The sequence below is a fragment of the uncultured Thiocystis sp. genome, assembly GCF_903866365.1.
GTDB lineage: Bacteria > Pseudomonadota > Gammaproteobacteria > Chromatiales > Chromatiaceae > Chromatium.
This window is the reverse complement of sequence record NZ_CAIPNF010000187.1, coordinates 30022-50960: the sequence shown is the minus strand read 5'-3', so window position 1 is coordinate 50960 and position 20939 is coordinate 30022. Positions and strand designations below refer to the sequence as shown.

Here is a 20939-nt window from a genome sequence, read left to right as displayed (position 1 = left end):
CGCCAACCCGCGCCGAAGCCGGACTGCCCGAGACGGGATTCGTCTTTTGTTGCTTCAACAATCCCTACAAAATCACGCCCGAACTCTTCGACCGCTGGTGCGGACTGCTGCGGACCATCCCGGATTCAGTCCTCTGGCTCTTCGCCAGCAACGACAAGGCGCCGGAAAATCTGGTCCGCGAGGTCGCCGCCCGCGGCATCGGCCCCGAACGCCTGGTGTTTGCTCCCAAACTTCCGCAAGACGAACATCTCGCGCGTCTGGCCCTGGCCGACCTCTGTCTGGATACCCTGCCCTACAACGCCCATACCACCGCCTCCGACGCGCTGTGGGTCGGCGTCCCGATGTTGACCTGCCCCGGCGAGACCTTCCCCGGGCGCGTCGCGGCCAGTCTGCTGACCGCCGCCGGCATGTCAGAACTCGTTGTCGACACGCTGGACGAATACGAGCGGCAGGCCCGCCATCTCGCGACACATCCCGAAGCGCTCGCGGCAATCCGGCAGAAACTCCAGTCCACCCGGCATCACGCGGCCTTTTACTCGACCGATCGCTTCGCCCGCAATCTGGAATCGCTCTATCGACGGATGTTGGATCGGTCCCGGCAGGAATTACCGCCAGCGTTGCTTCACCCGATTCAGGCCGACGTTTGAATCTGGAAAGAGCCGCCAGCCGCCAGCGATCAGCTGTGCCTTGACAAACGCGCTTGCGCAATGCGCTAAAGTATGTCGAGTCCGCCGCCGCTGCTGGTCCGGAAGCGGCCCCGTCGAGGAGGAGTCCGCGCAGACGCTGCCGATCCTGATCACGGCGGATCAGGTCGCGCACGTACTCGTCGCTGGTACCGAAGCGCCGACCGGAAACCTGTTCATCGACGTAGGTTTTCAGCGAGTCCGGGAGGGAGATGTTCATGGTGATCATGCCGGGAAATTAGCGCCGATGGCAAAAATTGGCAAGTTCGGCTCAATGGAACTCGGTATCGCCCGACATCAGCCACCATTTGTCCTGGAGCTGCTCGACGCGAGGGCCGTCCACCCAGACATTGGTCGGGATGCACACGTCCGGGTCGGTGACGGTTGCGTCTTTGGTGATGAAGCGCGGTACATGCTGGCGCGTGATCCAAGCAAACACGGCGCACGCCCCCGCGCGCGCTGCAATGCGTCGCGCCTGGTCCACCAGCAGCGGGATGTGCGCGAGCGGTCCCACCAGATCCAGGAGTTCGAACGCCTCGCCCACCTGACGCAGGACCAATAGACCAAGCGGCCTGCCGGTGAGCCGCGAGGTCATCAGGATCAGCTCATAGCGATGCTGCGGGTGATCGAGATACCGATAGCGGAGATACTCCCAATCACGGATCACCACGATCGCACCCTCAAGATCCCGGCTCATCGACGACCAGAGACCCGCGATCAGCGCCCGGTCGCCGGAATCGTCCCGGTCGATGGCCCGCAGCCGGGTGCGCAGCCGGGGGCGTGTCGACACGGCAGGCCAGCGGATCTCCGCGATCCGTCCGACTTCCGCATAGAGGCCCAGGCGCTCGCCAAGCCGGGAGCTGCGGCTGCTCGGAAAACCGAATGCCAGATCGTCGGGTTGCAGCGCGAGATAGAGTTCCAGCATGGTGGCCGTGGTCAGGAACATCGCACCCTGCTTGGTCATGACGCCGCGTTCGCGCGGATCGACCATGACATCGCACATCTGCAGCGCGGAAATGGGATGGCCAAAGAACAATGCCCGCCGACGGGTGCAGCCGTAATGAGCGATGACGCGCTCGTCGCGGCGGGCGATGATGCCATGTCCCCGGCCATCGCCATACTTCCAGTGCCAGAGCGGCAGACTGATATCCGTGTTGAAGGCCTTCCTGAAGAGGTCGGCAAATCCTGCAATCGCGCCTTCGTCCAGCAAATCGAGCCGCCAGCGGGGCGCGCGCTCGCCCTTCCGGCAGACGACGAGGGCGGTGGACGGATGCTGATCCTCGGAGCGATCCTCGACGATGAATCCGCAGCGCGTCGCGAGCGCGCCCAGATAGCCCAGATGGCTTCGACGTTGTGCCGGATCGGCCGGAAACGAATCGGCCGCCATCGAAATCACCAGCATGCCGCCAGTGCGCAAGCGATCATGGGCGGCATTCAGCAGGGCCAGCGGCGGGAGCGGGAGGCGGTGATCCAGAACCAGGATCGCCTCGAAAAGCCCGTCATCGACGGGGGCGAATCCGGCGGAGAGAAACGCTTGAGGCAGCTCGCCGCGCGCAAGCGCCATCCGATCATCCGGACTCAGCGGGGCTTCGACCACCCGATGACCCGCATCCCGCAGGCGCGGCGCGAGACCCTCGGACGCGGGACCAACCAGCAACAGCGCGCCGGTCGTCTCGGGCAGGATCCGGATCAACTGCTCGCCGAGCCTTGTCATGCGTGATCGTCAACCGGGGTCAGCCGGCGGGGCTGCCTTTAACTTTTGACGAACCTGACCCTTGGAGTGATACCACTCGCCATCGATCAACACCCATTCCGCACGTCGCGGCATAGTGGCTGGCTCATGGAGCTGAGGATACTGATAGGTGCCGCTGAACTCGACGGTTGCCTTATCGGACTCCATGGTCACTTTCTGGATCTCGTAGTTAAGCAAGACGGACGGAGAGGACTTGAAGCGACGAAAGAAGGCATCGGCCGTCAGGGTACCATCCACCGCCCCGGACTCCATCCGATAAGCGGTGTGCAGATCCTGAATTTTGAGCGCATCCAGATAGGCGCGGACACGCTGCTCGACCCGCGCCTGTTCGGCATCCGGCGGAGAAGCCTCCTCGGCGTAGAGGGGGGCAAGAAATCCGGCGAAAAACAGGATCAGCAGAAATTGGACGATTTTAGTCATCGTGGTCACCATTCGGTTCGGTGCGGGATCCAGGAAGTCGGATCGATGTCGACGGAGGGCGCCGCCGGTCGGCAAGACCGGCGTGCGGGTGGCGACTCTTTCGCCTTACGGAAACACGCCATTCGGGAAGGAGCCCTTCATTTCGTCCAGCACGATCTCGACCCCGACCCGGTCGGCGAGTTGCTTGACATAGGCGTTCCTCGCCTGCGCCTGCTGCTTGACCTGGAGCTTCTTGGCGACCGAGTCGCGCGCCTCCTCGAACGGCGTGATGATGGCTTCGCGCTCGTCGGTGAGCATCAGGATGTCGTAACCGACGGGAGACTCGAGAACGCCCGTGTGCTCGCCCTTCTTCAACCCCTTGAGCGATTGAGTCAGCCATGCATTTCCGTCGCGCCAGACAAAACCGACGTCGCCCTGATTCGCCTTGGCGCGAGGATTTTCGCTCAGTTCGGCGGCGATCGCAGCGAAGGATTCGCCCGCCTCGATGCGCGCCAGCGCGGCCTCGGCGCGCTGGCGCGCGTTCGCCTTGTCTTCCTCGCTGGGCGATTCCTTCACCCGGATCTGGATCTGGCTCAGTCGCACCGATGCGGGAATTCCGAAATCCGACGTATGTTTTTGATAGTAGTCGCGAAGCGTCGCGTCATCCGGGGTTGGCGGGGGTGGAAAGTGCTTGTTTATGAGTTGCACGAACGCCTTTTTCTGATCCGCCTCGGTGGGATTCTCGGGCAGCAACCCCTCCTCCCGCATGGCCAGCATCAGCAACTCGTTCCCGATGGCTTCGCGCAAGAGACCGGCCTTGCCCTCGTCCGTCGTGGCCTCCTTCACGCGCGTCGGGTTCTTCGCCAGAAATCCCATGAATTCCTCGACGGTGATCTCGCGCGTTCCGACGCGGGCCATGATGACTCGCGGCATCTCCTTGGGTGCCTGCTCGGTTTGAGCGGCGGGCGACGGCACCGGCGACTGAAGGGCGAAAACCGAGGTGGTCCAAAGCAATAAAAACAATAAAAAATACCGCATTTTTTCTCCCGCAATGTCAAACTGAAGTGATACAACCCTTTCCAGCGGTATGCCAGTACTCGGGTTTATAAAAAGAATGGGGACATCCTTGCCGGCTCGCCATCGATGACGGTTGGTTCCGTCAATCGATCCTGACGCCATCAGCCTCTAGTCGGCCAGCATTCTCCCACAAAGGCCCGTAGAGGATGACTCCTGAATTTCGAGCAGCGGCGCGCGTCATTGCAAGATCGAGCCAGCCATCCCCATCGATGTCACGGAGAAGGGCCTTGGTCATGACCTGACCACCCTGGAACTGGAGCTTGCGCGTCTCGGGTGGCTCGCCGGCCCAGCCGGCGGGAACTCGCATCAGCACCAGTGTCTCGTTGCTCGCGCCGATAAGGTAGGTAAAGTTATCCCGATCTTTACCCGCATCGAAGGCATTGATTCCTGGGATGCCCCCCTCGCTTCGGGTTCTGGCGGGAAATGGGATCTGGGTGAGCTGAAACTGTCCCTGCCCATCATTGACGAGCACGTTGACATCCGTGCGGTCGAGTTTCCGCTTGTCGGTGGCGTCAGGAATCAGCAGATCGAGATCACCGTCCTGGTCAATGTCGGCAGGAATCACGTCATCCGCGCGCCCGCCTGGCTGGAAAGTCCAGAGGGTCTCGATGACCGGAGAGGTGCCCGGTTCAGGGGCGCGAATCATGTAGATATGATTCGAGATGTTGTTGGCAAAGAACAACTCATCGCTGCCGTCGCTATCGATGTCGGCGACGGCAACGCTGTGAGCATGCGCCACGCCGGGGTTGAACTTGAGTTCGGCGCCGCCTCCATGCTGACCAGTCAGCGGATCGAAGTCCTTGGCCAGGAAAATCGCACTCATGGCAAAAGGGCCGATGGCGAGACCCAGCCCCCAATCGGGCCAGTGAAAGACGGAGCTGGTTCGCGGAGCGGGTACGAAAAGTTCCGAAACCGTATTCAAACCGCCGTCGGTGGATGGCTCGAACACCCTTAGACGATTTTCGCCCTCGGCGTTCATCAGATAGAGCCGTCGATTCGACGCCGGCAAACGCAGCAGATCGCCTGGATGAAAACCGACCGCATCGACGGTTGGACCTGGCGTGAAGTAGCGGGGCTCTTGCTGATAAAAGACCTGCGTATAACTCGCATGGTGCGATGTCAGTGCCAGATCCTCACGGCCGTCTCCATCGATATCATCGATCAGGAGACTGTGTGCTGGCGCATTCAGAGGAAGATAGGCGATCACCGACGAGCCCAGGGACGTCTGGCCGGGTGCGGAGGCCGCCTGACCGGATGGACTGGGATCGGATGCCTCGGGAACTGGCTTGTCACCGTCGCAGCCAAGCAAGAATACGCCGGCCATGAGCGAGATCAGGATAACCGCGCACCGCACGTTGGTTGAGTCTGATGGCATGTGAAGCAGCCTAGTGAGAGCAGGAATGGGTGATCATGCGATAATAGCCAGATGGAATTTTTATATATTACAGGATTTTCTGTCAGTCCAATTCGTGAGAATTTCGCTCGGTCATTAAGCGATGTTCACAGTCTGAATGAATATATTCTTTCAACAATAAAGATTTGTTTGACAAGATTCTAGAGAACTCGCTTTCATAAAAAAAGCGATGCGCATCGCTGCGCATCGCTTTCTCAAGGCTTATTAGACCTTACTGACGGAAGAGAGCGCGCTCATGACCCAAGAGCATAGTCTGACCGAAAGCAGTGTAGTTAAACCAGTCCTTTCCAATAGTGGTGTCGACATTATTGCCCTCTACAGCCCAGACAAGGGTAAAGGCCACACCAGCGGACTCAGGACGGTCAACATCCGTGTCGACATATTCGTCGATGTAATAGGTCACGAAGCTGGAAACGTTCAGACCGGCCGCATCCACATAATTCGGGATACAGAGGGACTCGGAGGTCTGCGCAAAGAAGATCTCGTCTGCATCGACAGGAATGCCGTCAACACCAATCTCATCGATCCAGATAACGTTGAGCTCGTTCTCGATCGACACCGTCGCGGAGCAGGCAACCTCATCGGAGTCATAGACATCGACCGGAATATCAGTCGAGTAGCCATCAACTTCATCCAGATTCTGATCGAGCCAGACGACATGGATCGATGGCTCCAAACGTGATAACAGAGTTAGATCGAATGCGGTCAGATCAGCGATTCCGTCGGAACGGTTGGTCCGCATGCCAGCGATCAGGGGGGACACGGCATTCGGGATGCCGCCTTTATAATGAACGCTATCGGTGATGGTGAGCAGAGGTTCGCCATCCGCATCTTCCGCATCGACACCGTCGGACAGCGGATAGACAGGAATGCTAGCCAGAACAGCTTCGGTGCCGTCGAGGGCGGTTACATCCATCGCCAGCCAAGCGTCGCCGAACATGTCAAAGTTAGCCGCTTCACCACGACGAGCCGTCTCGGTTCCAACCACCATGTATCCAGCAACGCCATCATATTGAATCCCCGAACTCGCTGCTGCATCAGCCCAATCGATCGTCACGACGTCGTTCGCGGTGACTGGAAGGGGCTTGTCGAGTCTGTGAATGCTGCGCGCGTCGAACCAGTACCAGTGAATGATACCAGTCGTCTTACTCTGCAGATCCGCATCGAGCGGGAACAGGGTAGCGTCGGCATTGGTAGGAGTCGTATTAGGGGCGACGAAGATGTTTGGAACATCGTCGAAGCCGATGGCACCTGGAGTGCTAACCTGAATATAAGTGTTTGCGTAGTAGCCGCTCACATCTTGAGTCGCATACACAACCAATGGAACCAGCAACGCCTCGCCAACGGAGCCAGTGATCGTGGCGTGAGAAGGCATGCTCAGCGCAGCCATACCAACCGATACGCCGGCCGCGATGGCCAATTTCTTAAAGTTTTGAGTCATTTCAAATCACCTCAATATTTGCGCTAGAAGATGTGTGTCGACTTGCCAAATCCCATCGACTCTCCTTGATTATGAGTCCTGGGGTCGGTCGAGGGAACCGGACGACAAGGCCCTGCGCGACATGCCTTGATCGGTTGCGAGTCAATTATGCCGCATGCCCCGCAAAAGTCAACAGCCCAACACGAAATTTGTTGCTACCTTGCATCTGTCGTTTTTTTTTCACAGAACAAGACCGAACGTCACTCCGGACAATCGGCGTGATCTCGAAATCCAGCCTTGGATATGCGTTCGCGAGACATTTTGCTCGCGCGATCCCGTCGCTCAGAGATCCGCCGTCACCTCAACTCCGGCTGGGTCCAAAGGCCCAGGACGATTTTTAGATCATCTCGTTGCTAAATCGCGACAACCCTTCGAGAGATTGGCGCCGGCTTTACTGGAGCCGCCGCACCTGCAATCATCATACTGTTTACCCCCTCCGCGTGCTCGCAACCTCGACCTTGGCGACCCGCCGCCACGCTGAACAAGCGCCGAAATCGCTCGGCGCTCCCCGACTCCGACCATTCCATAACCAAAGAATGGTTATTTGAACCGCCTGGAGCGCGCTTTTCAAAGCGCTGACCGCAGCAGCGTCAGCAGGCAATGGTCGCAGTCGCACTCCCAGCCAAACCGCCAGCCCTGGAATTGACCCGAACGCCTGTCGCGGTCGTCGGGATCCGTCGACAGCGATCCGCATGGACGGGCGCTGGATCCGAGCCAATTCAGGATCGGATGCCGTCTCGGCTCCCGCTCCCGGCCAGGATCCGCGCCCTGATCGCGCGGGAGGCGGACCATGAGACAGCCGCCTGGCTTCAGCAATCTTCGGCACTCGCGCAACCAGTCGGGAACAGCGATCTCGTGGGATCCGTCGATACAGGATGTGGCGAGCGGATCGAGCGCGATCAATTCTTGAAAGCAAGCATCGGGCCAAGGCCAGGGCATTTCGCGGAGATCGTGCTCGACATCCAGCCGGACGGAAGATCCAGGGAGTCCGTGGTGCATGAATCCAGCGCGCGGGAGTGCATCCGCGCAGAGCTGGAGTCGCTCGCGAACCGGTGGCGTCATGATTGGGGGGAAAAGATCCGGGTGGCGTCGCATCCAGTGTTCGACACAGGATTGTCCGTGCTGCCGCCAATCGGGCGCGGTGTGAAGTCCAATCTGCTGTCCATGTAGCTTCCAATACTCCGAGGCCGAAGCCGGCGCGGCGCCAAACCAGCGCACGGTCCGGGGAATACCGCGATTGGCGAGGTATCCGCTCAACAAAATGTCGTCATGAAACCGGAAAGCCGCGAGCGCGTCAAGGTGATCGAAGATATCCATCTCGAAAAAACCGCGCCGGTACAGGACTCCGCGATAGCCCTCCAGAACATGCACGGGCTGGAACATGGCCGCGGCGGGAATCTCTTCGTTCAGATGGCGGATATCCACGCCGCTCGCGCCCCACTCCAGCGCCCAACCGGTGAAGCCGATGGCGTGCTCGGGGAGGAGCGCCGACGTCCCGACCAGTTTTTCGATGAGATCCGGCGGATACTCGATGTCGTCGTCCACGGGGACGATCAGCGTCTCGGGGTCGGTTTCGATGGCCAGAAGGGGCAGAATTTTCATCGCCGGGCCGAGGTCCGGACCTGAGCGGACATCGACGCCGGCGAACCGGTAGGCCGTGCCATCCGCCCCGAAATGCTCCTCCGGCAGCCAGAGATGAATGGCATCGGGTGGGCGCGTCTGACGCCGCAGTGACGCGATGGCCCGCGCAAGCAGGTCAGAACGGCCCGGGATGGTGGTGAGCGAGACGACGACGCGCATCAGAGGTGCGTCATAACGCCGTCAGCGAGCGATGCGCGAAGATGTCGTCCGGCCCGATGCGCGCGCTTTTGACATAGCCATGGGAGGCCATCAGCTCGTCGATGTCATAATTCTGGAAATTGTTCTCGATGCAGAACACCCCGACCCGTAACTGCTCCCAGGGAAAGGCGCGGATGATTTTCTCCTCCGTGCCCTCGGTATCGATGCTCATGAAGTCGACATTTGTCAGCTGATATCGCTCCGCCAGCCAGGCCAGGTCATGCACGCTGACCTGGATGGTTTGGAGTTCGTCCCGTTTGATGTAGCGATCGATGCGGTCATGGTGTTGCGGCTCGATGTCGTCCGCCAGGCCCGACCAGCCATAAAAGCCGCCGGCAATCTTCAGGAATGGCAGGGTGGCATTTTGGTTCGAGATGGCGACGTTGGCGAGCTGACAATTCGGGCGGTTCTTCAGCAACAGCTCGAATGCCGCCGGATTGGGCTCGATCAGGATGCCGGTCCAGTCCAGATTCCGCTCGAAAAAGAGTGTGTTGCTATCCAGCAGTCCATCCAGCGCCCCGAACTCGATGAAGGTTCCGCCCGAACGCTCCTTGAAGAAGGTCTCGTGCAGATATCGGTCCTGGCCATGTTGCGAATAATAGGTCATACGGCTGTGCCTCTGGCGGATTCGAAGAAATTTCCGATCGACAGGTTCGATCCGCCTCTAAAGAATACGCAGGTGAACCATCCGGCATCGTCGCTGACGCGGTTGGCGGGATGCGCTGGGTGGTTTTGGCCCGGTATCGGTTCGGTTTGAACCGTTGTTAAGTCATGATGGATCGGTATTTTGGTCTGTCACTGAACGTTCCCTGCGCGCGTCGGGGTTGCGACGGGGCGCTGGACGGTCTTTCTTGTTCGTGCCTGTCGAGTTCGCGCGCACCGAGGCGTAGTCCAACAGCAATTCATCCGCGAAAACATGAGCTGGCCCACGAATTCGATGGACGGCGAGTCGATGGCCGATGCCTCTGCGCTGCAATCAATATTATTGCATCGCGGGCCGCCATCGTGCACGAAACCGTGGAGTATGCGATCTGAATCCATCGCCGAGGTTCGAAAGACTCTAATTGGAGCGTGCTCGACGAAGTTTGGAGGATGGCAGGGGCGAAGAGGCGTCGCTTAGAGCAAAAATCTCACCGCTGGGGATCAAGGATGACTACTTGTCTTTAGAATTAGCCAGACTAGACTAACCTAATTGTTTCTGGAGCGGATGATCTACGACGATGCAAGCCGTCAATATGTTGCAAGCCAAGTCCTCGCTATCCCGATTGGTGGAAGCGATCGAACAGGGGCAGGAGCGCGAAATCATCATTGCCCGCAATGGTCGCCCTGCCGCCAAGCTGGTCCCGATGGATACGGTGTCGGCGAGCCGGCGCATCGGCGTCGCCAAGGGAAAGTTCGAAGTTCCGGACACCATCGACGCTCATCACCAAGAAGTCGCACGGTTGTTCATGGGATCGGAAACTTGAACGTACTGCTGGATACGCATGTTGCCCTGTGGGCGATTACGGATAACCCGCAGTTGCCGCAAAAGTCGCGAGAATTGATCCAGTCATCGAAGACGACCGTTTGGATCAGCGCCGCTAGCGTTTGGGAGATCGCCATCAAGCACGCGCTTGGCCGAGGTGACATGCCCGTGTCCAGTCAGGACGCAGCGCGCTATTTCCGAGAGTCTGGCTATCGCTTCCTGGCGGTAGAAGCCGAACATGCCGTGGCGGTTGAAGAATTGCCTGCTCACCACCAAGACCCGTTTGACCGCATCCTCGTTGCCCAAGCACTTGTCGAACCGATGCGGCTGATGACCCACGATTCCCTGGTGGCACTCTATAGCGACACCATCATCAAGATTTAAGCGCCGGCCCCAATCAGCCTCCGCGCTGGAGAATCACTGGAACAAAGGCTATTTGTCGATGGAAGCGCAACGATCGAGAAGCAGGTTGGGTGCCGTCGGTCGTCCGGTCGCGGCGGGCGTGGGCGGGGCACTGCTGACATTGCTTGTCCTGTGGCTATTTTATCGCTCTGGAGACCCGCTGGTTGCGCCGACCCTGACCCGGCTCTTCCAAGCCGTCGCGTCCGAGTGGATGCAGGTCGACGGCTGGACGGGACGGTCCATCAATTTCAACCAGGGCGCGCCACGCGACGCGCTCTTTCCGCCGGTCCTGCTCGTGGCGCTCTGGGTCGGTTTCAGCAGCCTGCTGTCCGCGCTGATCGCTCCGCCCTGGCGCGGTTTCAAGTCGCTGGCACCTTATGCCGTGTTTCTGCTGCTGGGGTGGCTGGCGCTGGATCTGCGCTGGCAGTGGGCGTTGAGCCAGCGTCTGAGCCAGACCGCGGCCACCTATGCCGGCCTGGACCAGACCGCGCGGTATCTGGCCGGGCCGGATCGCAGGCTCTATCCCTTCCTGCGCGAGGTTCTGCACCATCTGCCGGAACCTCCGGCGCGGGTCTTCATTGTCAGCGCGGATCCCGGCGGCGCCAACGCCGGGCGCGTGCGTTATCATCTTTTCCCCCACAACGTTTCGCTCCCCTCCGCCACCCTGCCCGGCGACACCAAGGCGCGCGCCGGCGATTATGTGTTGCTCCTGTCGCCCATGAAACCGGTCCGCTACGATCGCGATCATGGTGTATTGATCTCTAAGGATGGACAACGACCGGCGGACCTCTTGCACGCCGCCGCTCAGGGCGCACTGTTTCGCCTCCGGGAGGGACCATGACGATGGGCTGGTGGGGCGTGGGACTCTCGTTGGGCGTGCCCTGGCTGGCGGGCGCGCTCTGGCTGCGTTTGCTCTGGCGCGAACCGGCGCCCGGCGTGTGGCCGCTGGCGCTCGGCTACGGATATGTGCTGAGCATGCTGGGGGTCACGCTCGTATTGCGCGGTATGGATGCGCTGGGACTGTCGCTTGGCTTCATCGGCCCGATCCTGCTGTTTGCCCTGTTGGCGGTGGCGGGCGGGCGGCGACTCCGGCAGCGGCCGGCGGTCCAGACACGCGACAAAGGAACCGCGCTGGAGCGCGCGCCCGTCTGGCAGCGCATTCTGTTCGGGGTTCTGTTGCTGTGGCTCGGGCTGCGACTGCTCGGGCTTGCGCTGGAAGTCTGGTGGCATCCGCTCTTTCCCTGGGACGCCTGGACCACCTGGGCGGTGCGTGCGCGGGTCTGGTCGGAGCTGCACCAACTGGTGCCCTTCGTGTCGCCGCAAGACTGGCTGGCCAATCCTGGCGGACAGGCCTACACCATTGCCGCCTGGCAGTATCCCGCCACGGTCTCGTTGCTGGCCCTCTGGCCCACGCTGGCCGATGGCGCCTGGAACGAAACCGCCGCCAACCTGCCCTGGCTGGGCTGCGCGCTGGCCCTGGGACTGGGGTTTTACGGACAGGCGCGGCTGTGGGGCGCCGCGCCGCTGACCGCCTTGGTCTTTCTCTGGCTGCTGCTGTCGCTGCCCTTGCTGGACAGCCATCTCGCGCTGGCGGGCTATGCCGATCTCTGGCTGGCGACCACCCTTGGCCTGGCGTTCTTCGCCTTGCTGCAATGGGCGCGGGATGGCGATTGGCGTCAGGGTGGGTTGGCGATAGCGTTCGTGCTGGCCGGTCCTTTCATCAAGCAGGAAGGCGCGGTCTGGTTGCTCCTGTTCATCCCGGCGCTGCTGGTCGCGCGGCTGCGCGGACACTGGTTGCTGGCGCTCCTGGGAGGGATGATGGCGACAGGCGCGGTCGCCTGGACGATGGGCGGGGTGTCTTTCGGCGTTCCAGGCGCGGGCGTCGTTCAGTTGACGCCCTCCCTGATCGAACTGCCCTCTGTGGGCCGCTTCGTACTGACGTACCACGACAGTTGGGATGCGGTCTGGCGGAATCTCTTCGTCTACGACAACTGGCATCTCTTGACGTATGTGCTGGTGCTGGCCATCGGCTGGGGGCTGTTTGCCGCGACCCGGCGGGGTGCGCCATCCTGGCTGCGGGCCGGAACGGTCTTCGTGCTCGGCGCGTTGAGCGCGCTTTTTGTGCTGTTCTTCCTGACCGACGCCCATCTCTGGGCCACCAAATCCACCAGTATCAACCGGCTGTTTCTACAGTTCGTGCCCGCTTTCGTCTTCTGGATGCTGACCCTGTGGGAGTCGCGAACACGCGCGGCTGGCGGCACTTGACGGCCCGCGTCCCGAAGGCGGACGCGCTCATCGCCCGGCATAGACCTCAGCCACCTCGCGGGCGATCGGCGCCATGCCGAAGCGCTCCCGCAGCGCGCGCCGACCCGACTCGCCAAGCCGCCGCCGGCGGTCGGGATCCATCTGGAGACTTCGCAAGGCGCTGGCGAGCCGGACCGGATCGCCCGGCGGCGTCAGCAGTCCGTGCGCGGCCTGACGAACCACCCAGCCGGCGCCCGAACCTGGAATATCGCTCGCGACCACGGGCTTGCCGAAGCGCATCGCCTCCAGCAGAACCAGTCCGAAGGCTTCGGTTCGCTCCAGCGACGGCAGACATAGCAGATCGCAGCTCGCCAACAGCGCGTTGAGCGTCGCATCGGGCTGAAAACCGGGGAGATGGACCCGTTCGTCCAGACCCAGCGAGCGGATCAGCGCAGCAAGCCGCTCGCGCTGGTCGCCAGACCCGACGATCAGAAAACGCGCCTCGGGCAACTCGGCCGCGGCGCGAATCAGGGTATCGTGCCCCTTGTAATAGGTCAGCCGACCGATCGCCAGCACCCGCAACCCCGCCCCGCCCCACAGGCTCTCGGCCTGCGCCAGGTCGCTCGGCGCGGGATCGGGAAGACGGGACGGATCCAGACCCAGCGGGATCGTCCGGCAGCGCTCGCGCCAGGGCGCTAAAGCGGCGCTGGAGTCGAGATAGGGCGGCGATGTCGCGATCACGGCGCGACTGGCGGCCAGGAGACGCTGCTCGAAGGGTCGATAGAGCCGATAGGCCAGTGCCAGCCGACGGTCGATGACGGAGGACACCACATCGGCGTGCCAGTGGATCACCCAGGGCAGACGGCGGGCGGCCGGTAGCGGCAGCGCGGCGAAGGCGGAGGTGTTGGGCAGATGCAAATGGAGCAGATCGGGCCGGAATTCGCGGATCGCGCGGCTCAGCCAGAACGGAAAGGCGGGGCTTAGCGGGGCATAGAGCAGGCGGCCATGACAGGGCACGCGGTAGATGGGGATGGCGTCGGTCGCGGCGGGACGCGCGCCCTGCCCGCCGCGCCTTTCATCGTGCACCAGCGCGGCGACCTCGATGCCCTGCTCCGGCAGCGCGCGCAGCAGATCGGCCAGGAAGTACTCCATGCCACCGGCGAAGGGCGGATAATACTTACCGACATGCAGGACACGCATCGCGGCTATGCGCCCGGCTCCGTCCGCCGGGCGTCACCGGTCCCCGCATGGGCTCCAGGCGCCTCGTCCGGCAGGGGCTGGCGCGCTTCCAGCATGGCCAGTTGCTGGGCCAGACGGCGGATCTGGCGCTCCTGGCGCGATCGCTCGACATCCATGGTCAAAATCTTGACGATCAGCATCGCGAAACCAAGCACCAGGGCCAGCACTGGCGGATAACTGACACCCAGATAGCGGGCGACGACATCGAAAAAATTCGGAAACAAGCCAAGCAAACAGACGGTCGCCGCCGCGCCGATCCACCAGACGGCGTAAGGACCGTGCAGGTGATCCCGTCGAACCAGCCAAAGAATGACGACGGCAAGCCCGATCCCGATCGCCATGGAGGTCATTTGATAGGTCATCGCAAAGGCTCGGGGTCTGGTCTTGAGGCCGGCAGCGGACCGTAGCCGACGCGGGCGATGCACAGGAGACTGGTCTGCAGCATGTAGGTTCCCACGATCCACCAGGAACCGAACACCCGCGACGCCCCCTGCGCGCGTGGATGCATGGGCACGGGTACCTCAAGCGTGCGCAGTCCGCGACGGCGCAGGATCATGAGCACGCCGACATCCTGATAGTCGAGCAGACTGGCCTCCCGCGACGCCAGCAGGGTCATGGCCGCGTGGTTGTAGGCGCGAAAACCGGAGGTAATGTCTTCCAGATCGAGCCCGGTGATCCAGCGAAAATACTCCCAGGCCAGCCGGCGCGCGCGGCTGGCGCGGGCGGGAAAGGCACCGATGACGACATCCGCCTGCCCGGCCCGGATGGGCTCCAGCAAGACGCCGAGAGAGGCCGGCTCATGCTGACCGTCGGCATCGAGCGTCACGGCGACCCGGCAGCCCTGGCGCAGGGCGTACCGTAGACCGGCCTGAATCGCCCCCCAGGCGCCGAGCTGTAAGGTCAGCGGCAGCACGATGGCGCCCGCGGCGCGCGCGACCTCGGCGGTGTCGTCCGTGCTGCAATCGTCGATGACGACCACCGGAAGATCCCAGCGATGACGGACTTCGGCGACGATGGCGCCAACGGTGGCGGCCTCGTTGTGGGCGGGGATCAGGACCAAAACGGTTGCGGACTCGTTCGACTGCGTTGATGGCAAGGGAGGCATACGATAAACCAAGCACGAGATCGACGCACTATACTGTGGAGCGCTTGTCAATTCTCGGCATGTCGACTTGATCGGAATTGCCATTCCGCTAAACTCCGGGTGTGCCGGCCCTGCCCCTTGAATCCGCTGGAGTCCGGAGCATCCGAGCGCGGCACTCACCAGTCTGTCGAATCAGGAATGAACTATGAAGACTCTCGCCCATGCGGCTCTCGGTCTCGTCCTGCTGATGTCCTTCGCGGCGGCTCATGCCAACACACTCAGCCCTTTACCCGATCCCGGCGATCCCTGTCTGGCGGATCGGCAGGCCAGCTTTACCGACGGGTACAATGCGGGCAGGCAGTCAGCCTACAATGAGTGGTTTGACTCAAGGTATAACCTGGGTTATTTCGACGGTTTCGGCGCTGGCACCGCGCAGCAGCTCGCCCAGTGTCTCGCGGATCCGCAAAGCTGCGGGATCACCCTGGCCTCCTGCATCCCTGACCCGGTTTACGGGGAGACGGAGCCCAACGACAATCTGATCGCGGCGGACCCGCTAAAACTGGGCGCGAATTTCTGGGGCCAGAGCTATGGCGCCGCGGACCAGGACTGGTTCTACACCGAGACCACGGTCGCCAACCAGAATCTGATCGTCAACTTCTCGGTACCCGGCGGACTCCTCGCGGGCTGGAAGATGACGATTCGCGATGCCGCCGGCAATGTTTTCGCTAACTTCAATACCGCCGTTTCGGGGGGTGTGCCCACCAAGGAAGGCGACGAGGCGGTCACCTACCGCGTCACGCTCGGACTGATCGGCACCTATTACATTGTAGTCCAGCCCACTCCGCCGGCCGACTGCACCATCATTCAGCCGAGCGATCCAGACTGTAACCAGAATTTCTCGCCCTACTACATCTCGGCCTTGCTGCAGGACAGTTCGCTCGATACCAATCAACCCATCGTGGGCTTCTACGATTCGGAGATCGAACCGAACAATATCCCGAGCAACGCCACTCCATTGGCCACAAGCGTCACGATGTATGGGTTGGTCAACCTGACGTTCAACTTCCCCGTACCGACCGAGGATACCTTTGTCTGGGGCCAGGGCGAGGATGATTGGTATGTGTATCAGTCCACCGGCAATGAGATCGTGACATTGGTGTTCTGCGCCAAGGAAAAATGCGGTCCCGGCAACTGGTTCGTGGAAATCTATGATCGGGCAACCGCGCAACGATTGGAGAATGGAGAATCCCGAGAGAACGTCCAACCGCTGCTCGCCTTTAATACCGATACCACCAACGACCCATCCGCCACCTACCGACTCGGGCTGAAAGATCCAAATTTTTATTTAATGCGGGTCAGCCACAAGCGTCTCTTTAACGCGCCTTGCCTGAGCCATCAGTTTGTCTCCACGACCTCGGAAACCGGCTTTGTCGGATCCTGTGAATGCGAGAGCGGAAACTCCTGCTATGTCCCTGCTGATTGCGAGGGGGGCGAGGGGCTGTCCTGTAATAATGTTCCAACGGAATGCGTTGCCGGCATCGAGACAGGGTGTTTAATCATAGAGGATGTTCCGCCAGGATGCGGCGTAGAGGACGAGGAAGGGAATATCGAGCCCTGCGATACCTATCAAACACAGGCGCTTTGCAGTTGCAGTCAATATGGCGGTGTCGTCGAGATTCCTGAGAATGCATACTCAAGCCCCTACAACTTCACCTGGCACGGCACCAAATTACCCCCCAACACCATCGACACGGACGCCTACGAGGACTTCCTGAACCGGCCCAACCCCTATAACTGATTCCTCGATCTCTCAACGCAACACCGCCGGCAGCCGTTTACACGTCTGCCGGCGGTTTCGTTTTTGAACTCATGACACCGCTCCGCGGCGTCTCGCCTCCTGGGGCGCTCCGCACCCCGAAACGTCGAACGGAACCTGCCCATCCTCCGCCGACCGCGACCGCCTCACGGCACCGTATCGGCCGTGTTTCCCGCCTTGAACGCCCTCACGCACTGGCATGCTCCGTTCTGAGGGCGTGTCATCAATGGTCTTCGTGTGGGATGATCGCCGTCCCGCCAATGCTCCAAGGCTAGGATCGATGCGCTCGACGCGAAGGTTGCGCGGCATCCTTGATCGGGGCGAATTCATTCGCCCCTGTCTCCGCGCAACCAACGCGGCGAATGAATTCGCCCCTACTACAGGCCAGCGAATCCCAAACAAGCCGGGTAGGTACGCAGTGCGTACCTTACGCCTCAATCGGCGCGGACGCCGATTGTTGGCACGGACACTTGATTGAACCACCGTGTTTTTTCCCTGAACACAGCGGTTTTTCGATGCGCCTAATGGTACGCAGTACGTACCCTGCTTTGGCTTTGGCGCCATCGTTGTCGTTGTCGTTGCTTTGCGGTTCCACCGCTCTTTTTAGGTTCGATCCAATAACGACGCATGATGCCCTTGGCGCGGTTCAATACGCCCTTGGCTGAAAGCCCTCGGGCACATCCAGCTCAAAAACCTGATCGTGAATGCGCGCGACATAGAAGCCTTCGCTCAACACCCGCTCGCGCATGGCGGCCGACAGATCCACCGCCGCCAGGATGCCATACACGCGCTTGTCGCGATGTTCGGGAAAAAAGGTACGGAAGCGTTCCAGTAACGCCTTCAACTGCGCAATCGCTTCCTCGCGCAGATGGCTTTTCACCTCGACGACATAGGCCGCGTTGATCGGACCATTGGCATAGGACAAGACGTCGATTTCCAGATGCTGACCGGCCTTGCTGATCCTCACGCTCGGGCTGACCACTTCCATCCCGAAACGCTCGCGCAGGAGCGTCTCCATTGAGGGCAAGGCCAGACCCTCGGTGAAGCTGCCAAATTTTTCGCCCAGACCCCCGATTTGCTTGCCCAGCTCCTTGAGCTGGCGGTCAGTTTTCCGGCTGGATTCCTGAAACTTCCGGTCGGTTTCCTGAAATTTCCGGTCGGTCTCCTTCTGCGCTTCAATCAATTCGCGCAATAAGGCCCAAACCTCGTCAGCGGTCGTTTGCATGATGAGGAAACTCGCGGATTCATCGAAGTGTTGCTGTGCGTGCAGCCGATGGAGACTCAAGTCGGCTGAACGCCGCTTGAGTCCCCTGTGCGTCAGTCTCAGGGTGAGATGGTCGGGCAGGAGAGCTTGCGAGGTTCGATCGAATTAAAGGTCGCGGTCACATGTTGCGCCTGTGTCAGAACCCCCGCACAGGTCTCCAGGCCGCTGCACGCGCCACCCCACCCGGCGAAGGTTGATCCAGGCTCGGGCGTCGCGGTCAGGGTGACAGAGGTTCCGCTGGGATACTCGGCGGAACAGGTGCTGCCGCAGTCGATGATGCCATCGCCAACATCGGAGGTGAGATCCAGGCCGGTGACTTCTTCCATCCACTCCACATAGTTGGCGAGACGTATGTGAACGGTTGGCTCGCCGGCCGAGTCGCAATCGTTGCCGCGACTGACGACACCGGCCTGGACGAAGCCGCCCCGCCCATTGTCGACCACCAGCGGGCTGCCATCGTCGAGCTGACAATCCTCGGTCTCGCCAACCTCCGATTCGGTGCAGATCATGTCATTGGTGACGTTCTCGTAGGCATCCCGACAGTTCGACGGATCGACCAGGGTGGCATCCACTTTCGACAGAAGCGTCACCTGATTGCCGCAAAAATCGCTGGGAGTCCAGCCAGTGACGGACCCTTCAGTGCCAAGACAGGCGAGCGTCTCTTCACGCTCCGGCGTGACCGGACGCACCGGCTCCACGAAAACCGGCCCCTTGAGTTCCAGAAGCGCAATGTCGTTTTCCAGAGTCAGCGGATTGTATTCGGGATGCCTCACGATGCGTTTGACCTTGGATGCCTGACCACCGACGTCGAAGCGGTCGGATCCCGTGCGAACGTCGATATTCGCGGGTGCCACCGTGACATAGGGGTTGTAGGGGTCATTGACGTTCGCATCGACGACACAGTGCGCGGCGGTCAAGATCCAATTGGCGTCGATCACCGATCCGCCACAGGACGGGCGGTCGCCATTGATCCGCCAGGTGCTGATTTCCAGTGCGGCCTGCCAGGGCCACTCCGTGCTCTCGACCGCCACCCCGCCGACCAGCCTCGGTTGTGCGATCGACTGAGTTTGCGATAGGGGCGCATCAGTGTCCGCGCTCTCCGCCAGGGACGAAACCACTCGCCCCTCGCCGCTACCCAATTTCTGGACCGTCAACGGCAACTTTAGCGGATCCGGATTCAACCATTTCGCGACATCCGCGTAGTAACTGGCAAACGCCCCATCGACCGTCGCGTTACTCTCCGTGTCGCAGACATCGTCAAGATTCGAGCCGCAGGCACCATAGAGTTGCCCCACCACCTGACCGTTAGCCTGCATGACCGGCGACCCGCTGCTGCCGCCCTCGGTCGCACCGATCACATCGCGACTGTAGATAAATTCTCCTCGTGGCAATCCACCGCAGATTGGGGCGCCAGCGTCGATGCTGTGAGTCGTCAAGGCCTGGGGCGAACCTTGCGGATGACTCAAACGATAGAGCATCGTCCCCTCATCCCTTTCAACGGCGGTTTCCGTCCAGCCCAAATACCAGGAATCCGCCGGCGGATCCTCATCCAGGAGGAGTAGGCTGTGATCGTCGACCGCCGAATGGTGCAGCAGGGTTGCACCGAGTGTCGAGGACGCGCCTGGCGCGCTGGGGCATTCTCCACCGCAGGACGCTGTCCGGTAGTCAAACCAGGTCTCCACCGTCGCAGCGACCTCGAGGGTACTGATGCAGTGGTTTGCGGTCAGGAAATAGGGGATGGTGGTCGCTTGGTCGGTGTCGGCCAGCAAGCCGCCAGTGCAGAGATACCCTCCCTCGTCCTCAATGAAGTTGATGCGCGCAATAGCCTTGCGAACCTTGTCAATTTCGCTCCAATCGGTTGTGTCATAACAGGATCCGTCCTGGATGCAGCCGGCATTGATCGGGCAGAACGCCTGGGAGGCGGTGTCGAGCAGCATCACGGCGCCGATCTGGAAACTCGCGTCGTCAGAGGCTTGATCAGGCAACTCAACCTGGAGATAGATCTGATTTCCCGAGATGGAGTGCGTCCAGAAACTGCTTTGACGACCAGAATAGGAGCGCGCTTCGCTGGTATTGTTGTCGACGTGGATCACCGCGCCTTCGGGTAAGCGGAGGTTGTCGATGCGCACCCGCGAAACCGCGGCGCCCTCGGTGTCCAGCCGGATGGCCAGGGTCAGGAGACCGCCGGTACGCCGCACCGTGCCGCCGAGAAAGCTGTAGGTCTGCTCGGTCATCGCGGCGACGTCAAGCGGCTTGAGGTCAATGTCGAGTTGGATCGGCTTGACGACGCCCACCTTCAGCGGCGCTCCGCTGGGGGCCGTCTGGTTGTACCGCGCGATGCTCTCCCGATCGTCCGAGGTCAGTTCGGCCCGCGCGGCGGCGGTCGTCGGGCGTTGTCCGACCAGGGTTTGCAAGCGCTGCAAGGCGGTTTTCTGCTCAAGTTGGCGCGCCTGCGCGGTCACGCCCGCGATCTTCTGTTCCGGAAAGACATCCACCGCAGAGGCGATACCGGAGATGATCAGCGGAATCAGTAAGGCCAGCCTTCCGGTCAGCCGTGTTATTTCCATCTCGACGACTCCTGCGAAATAATTGTTTGCGTTGGAATACCGGAGAATAAGACACCTGAAGCGGCTTCGCCACCAATGGACGCTCACGAACATGCACGGCAGTGACCTGGATCACACCCGTTATCCTCCCGCCAAAGTGCCATGCGCCCTCGCCAAATATAGCAACAATCCATGAACAGTCGCGGCGCTGGCGGTCGCCGGCCAGCGGCAGTC

At 61.2% G+C, this 20939-nt stretch carries 17 protein-coding genes and 1 pseudogene; 6 read left to right on the top strand and 12 right to left on the bottom strand.

Translation table 11 applies throughout. The features are described from left to right. A pseudogene (locus QZY07_RS10770) lies at nucleotides 1–647 on the top strand (hypothetical protein); the annotation flags it as partial. 307 nt (nucleotides 648–954) lie between these two features. On the opposite strand, the gene QZY07_RS10765 reads toward QZY07_RS10770, so the two are convergent. The 7 genes from QZY07_RS10765 to QZY07_RS10735 form a co-directional block, all read right to left on the bottom strand. Beyond that, a complete protein-coding gene (locus tag QZY07_RS10765; protein WP_295402334.1) occupies nucleotides 955–2397 on the bottom strand; it encodes a GNAT family N-acetyltransferase in 1443 nt (480 codons plus the stop codon). A gap of 9 nt (nucleotides 2398–2406) precedes the next feature. Beyond that, entirely contained in the window at nucleotides 2407–2856 is a 450-nt protein-coding gene (locus QZY07_RS10760; RefSeq protein ID WP_295402332.1) for a hypothetical protein, read from the bottom strand. Nucleotides 2857–2961: 105 nt separating this feature from the next. Further along, nucleotides 2962–3873, bottom strand: coding sequence for a peptidyl-prolyl cis-trans isomerase (locus QZY07_RS10755; RefSeq protein ID WP_295402330.1), 912 nt, complete (start codon nucleotides 3871–3873; stop codon nucleotides 2962–2964). A 121-nt stretch (nucleotides 3874–3994) separates the two neighbouring features. Beyond that, nucleotides 3995–5236, bottom strand: a complete 1242-nt coding sequence (locus tag QZY07_RS10750; RefSeq protein WP_295402328.1) for a VCBS repeat-containing protein — start codon at nucleotides 5234–5236, stop codon at nucleotides 3995–3997. A 301-nt stretch (nucleotides 5237–5537) separates the two neighbouring features. Beyond that, on the bottom strand, nucleotides 5538–6767 hold the full coding sequence (locus QZY07_RS10745) for a hypothetical protein (RefSeq protein ID WP_295402326.1): 1230 nt from the start codon (nucleotides 6765–6767) through the stop codon (nucleotides 5538–5540). 606 nt (nucleotides 6768–7373) lie between these two features. Next, nucleotides 7374–8606 (bottom strand): hypothetical protein, encoded by a 1233-nt coding sequence (locus QZY07_RS10740; protein ID WP_295402324.1) that lies wholly within the window; start codon nucleotides 8604–8606, stop codon nucleotides 7374–7376. Nucleotides 8607–8616: 10 nt separating this feature from the next. Continuing rightward, nucleotides 8617–9252 carry an FkbM family methyltransferase gene (locus QZY07_RS10735; RefSeq protein WP_295402323.1) on the bottom strand — a complete coding sequence of 212 codons (636 nt, stop codon included), beginning with the start codon at nucleotides 9250–9252 and terminating at the stop codon, nucleotides 8617–8619. A gap of 613 nt (nucleotides 9253–9865) precedes the next feature. Here QZY07_RS10735 and QZY07_RS10730 point away from each other — a divergent pair. The 4 genes from QZY07_RS10730 (at nucleotide 9866) to QZY07_RS10715 (ending at nucleotide 12777) form a co-directional block, all read left to right on the top strand. Beyond that, nucleotides 9866–10111 (top strand): type II toxin-antitoxin system Phd/YefM family antitoxin, encoded by a 246-nt coding sequence (locus tag QZY07_RS10730; protein WP_295402321.1) that lies wholly within the window; start codon nucleotides 9866–9868, stop codon nucleotides 10109–10111. Continuing rightward, entirely contained in the window at nucleotides 10108–10494 is a 387-nt protein-coding gene (locus QZY07_RS10725; RefSeq protein ID WP_295402320.1) for a type II toxin-antitoxin system VapC family toxin, read from the top strand. The genes QZY07_RS10730 and QZY07_RS10725 overlap by 4 nt, the downstream gene beginning before the upstream one ends. Nucleotides 10495–10579: 85 nt before the next feature. After that, entirely contained in the window at nucleotides 10580–11353 is a 774-nt protein-coding gene (locus QZY07_RS10720; RefSeq protein ID WP_295402318.1) for a hypothetical protein, read from the top strand. Further along, entirely contained in the window at nucleotides 11350–12777 is a 1428-nt protein-coding gene (locus QZY07_RS10715) for a hypothetical protein (RefSeq protein ID WP_295402317.1), read from the top strand. Before QZY07_RS10720 ends, QZY07_RS10715 begins: the two co-directional genes overlap by 4 nt. A gap of 27 nt (nucleotides 12778–12804) precedes the next feature. Here QZY07_RS10715 and QZY07_RS10710 read toward each other — a convergent pair whose 3' ends face one another. From QZY07_RS10710 to QZY07_RS10700, 3 genes are read right to left on the bottom strand one after another with little or no spacing between them, the layout of a single operon-like run. Continuing rightward, nucleotides 12805–13956, bottom strand: coding sequence for a glycosyltransferase (locus QZY07_RS10710; RefSeq protein WP_295402315.1), 1152 nt, complete (start codon nucleotides 13954–13956; stop codon nucleotides 12805–12807). 5 nt (nucleotides 13957–13961) lie between these two features. Further along, nucleotides 13962–14357, bottom strand: coding sequence for a DUF2304 domain-containing protein (locus QZY07_RS10705; RefSeq protein ID WP_295402314.1), 396 nt, complete (start codon nucleotides 14355–14357; stop codon nucleotides 13962–13964). Next, complete coding sequence (locus tag QZY07_RS10700; RefSeq protein WP_295402312.1) at nucleotides 14354–15055, bottom strand: glycosyltransferase family 2 protein; 702 nt, start codon at nucleotides 15053–15055, stop codon at nucleotides 14354–14356. The genes QZY07_RS10705 and QZY07_RS10700 overlap by 4 nt, the downstream gene beginning before the upstream one ends. Before the next feature lie 229 nt (nucleotides 15056–15284). Between QZY07_RS10700 and QZY07_RS10695 the strand changes: the two genes are divergently transcribed. Beyond that, the gene (locus QZY07_RS10695) at nucleotides 15285–16877 is read left to right on the top strand and encodes a hypothetical protein (RefSeq protein WP_295402311.1); all 1593 of its coding nucleotides are present in this window, start codon (nucleotides 15285–15287) and stop codon (nucleotides 16875–16877) included. 664 nt (nucleotides 16878–17541) lie between these two features. Here QZY07_RS10695 and QZY07_RS10690 read toward each other — a convergent pair. Together QZY07_RS10690 and QZY07_RS10685 are read right to left on the bottom strand one after the other, a co-directional pair. Further along, a complete protein-coding gene (locus QZY07_RS10690) occupies nucleotides 17542–18120 on the bottom strand; it encodes a DUF3782 domain-containing protein (RefSeq protein ID WP_295402308.1) in 579 nt (192 codons plus the stop codon). Between the two features lie 98 nt (nucleotides 18121–18218). Further along, a complete protein-coding gene (locus tag QZY07_RS10685; RefSeq protein ID WP_295402306.1) occupies nucleotides 18219–20726 on the bottom strand; it encodes a trypsin-like serine protease in 2508 nt (835 codons plus the stop codon). Between the last annotated feature and the right edge of the window lie 213 nt (nucleotides 20727–20939).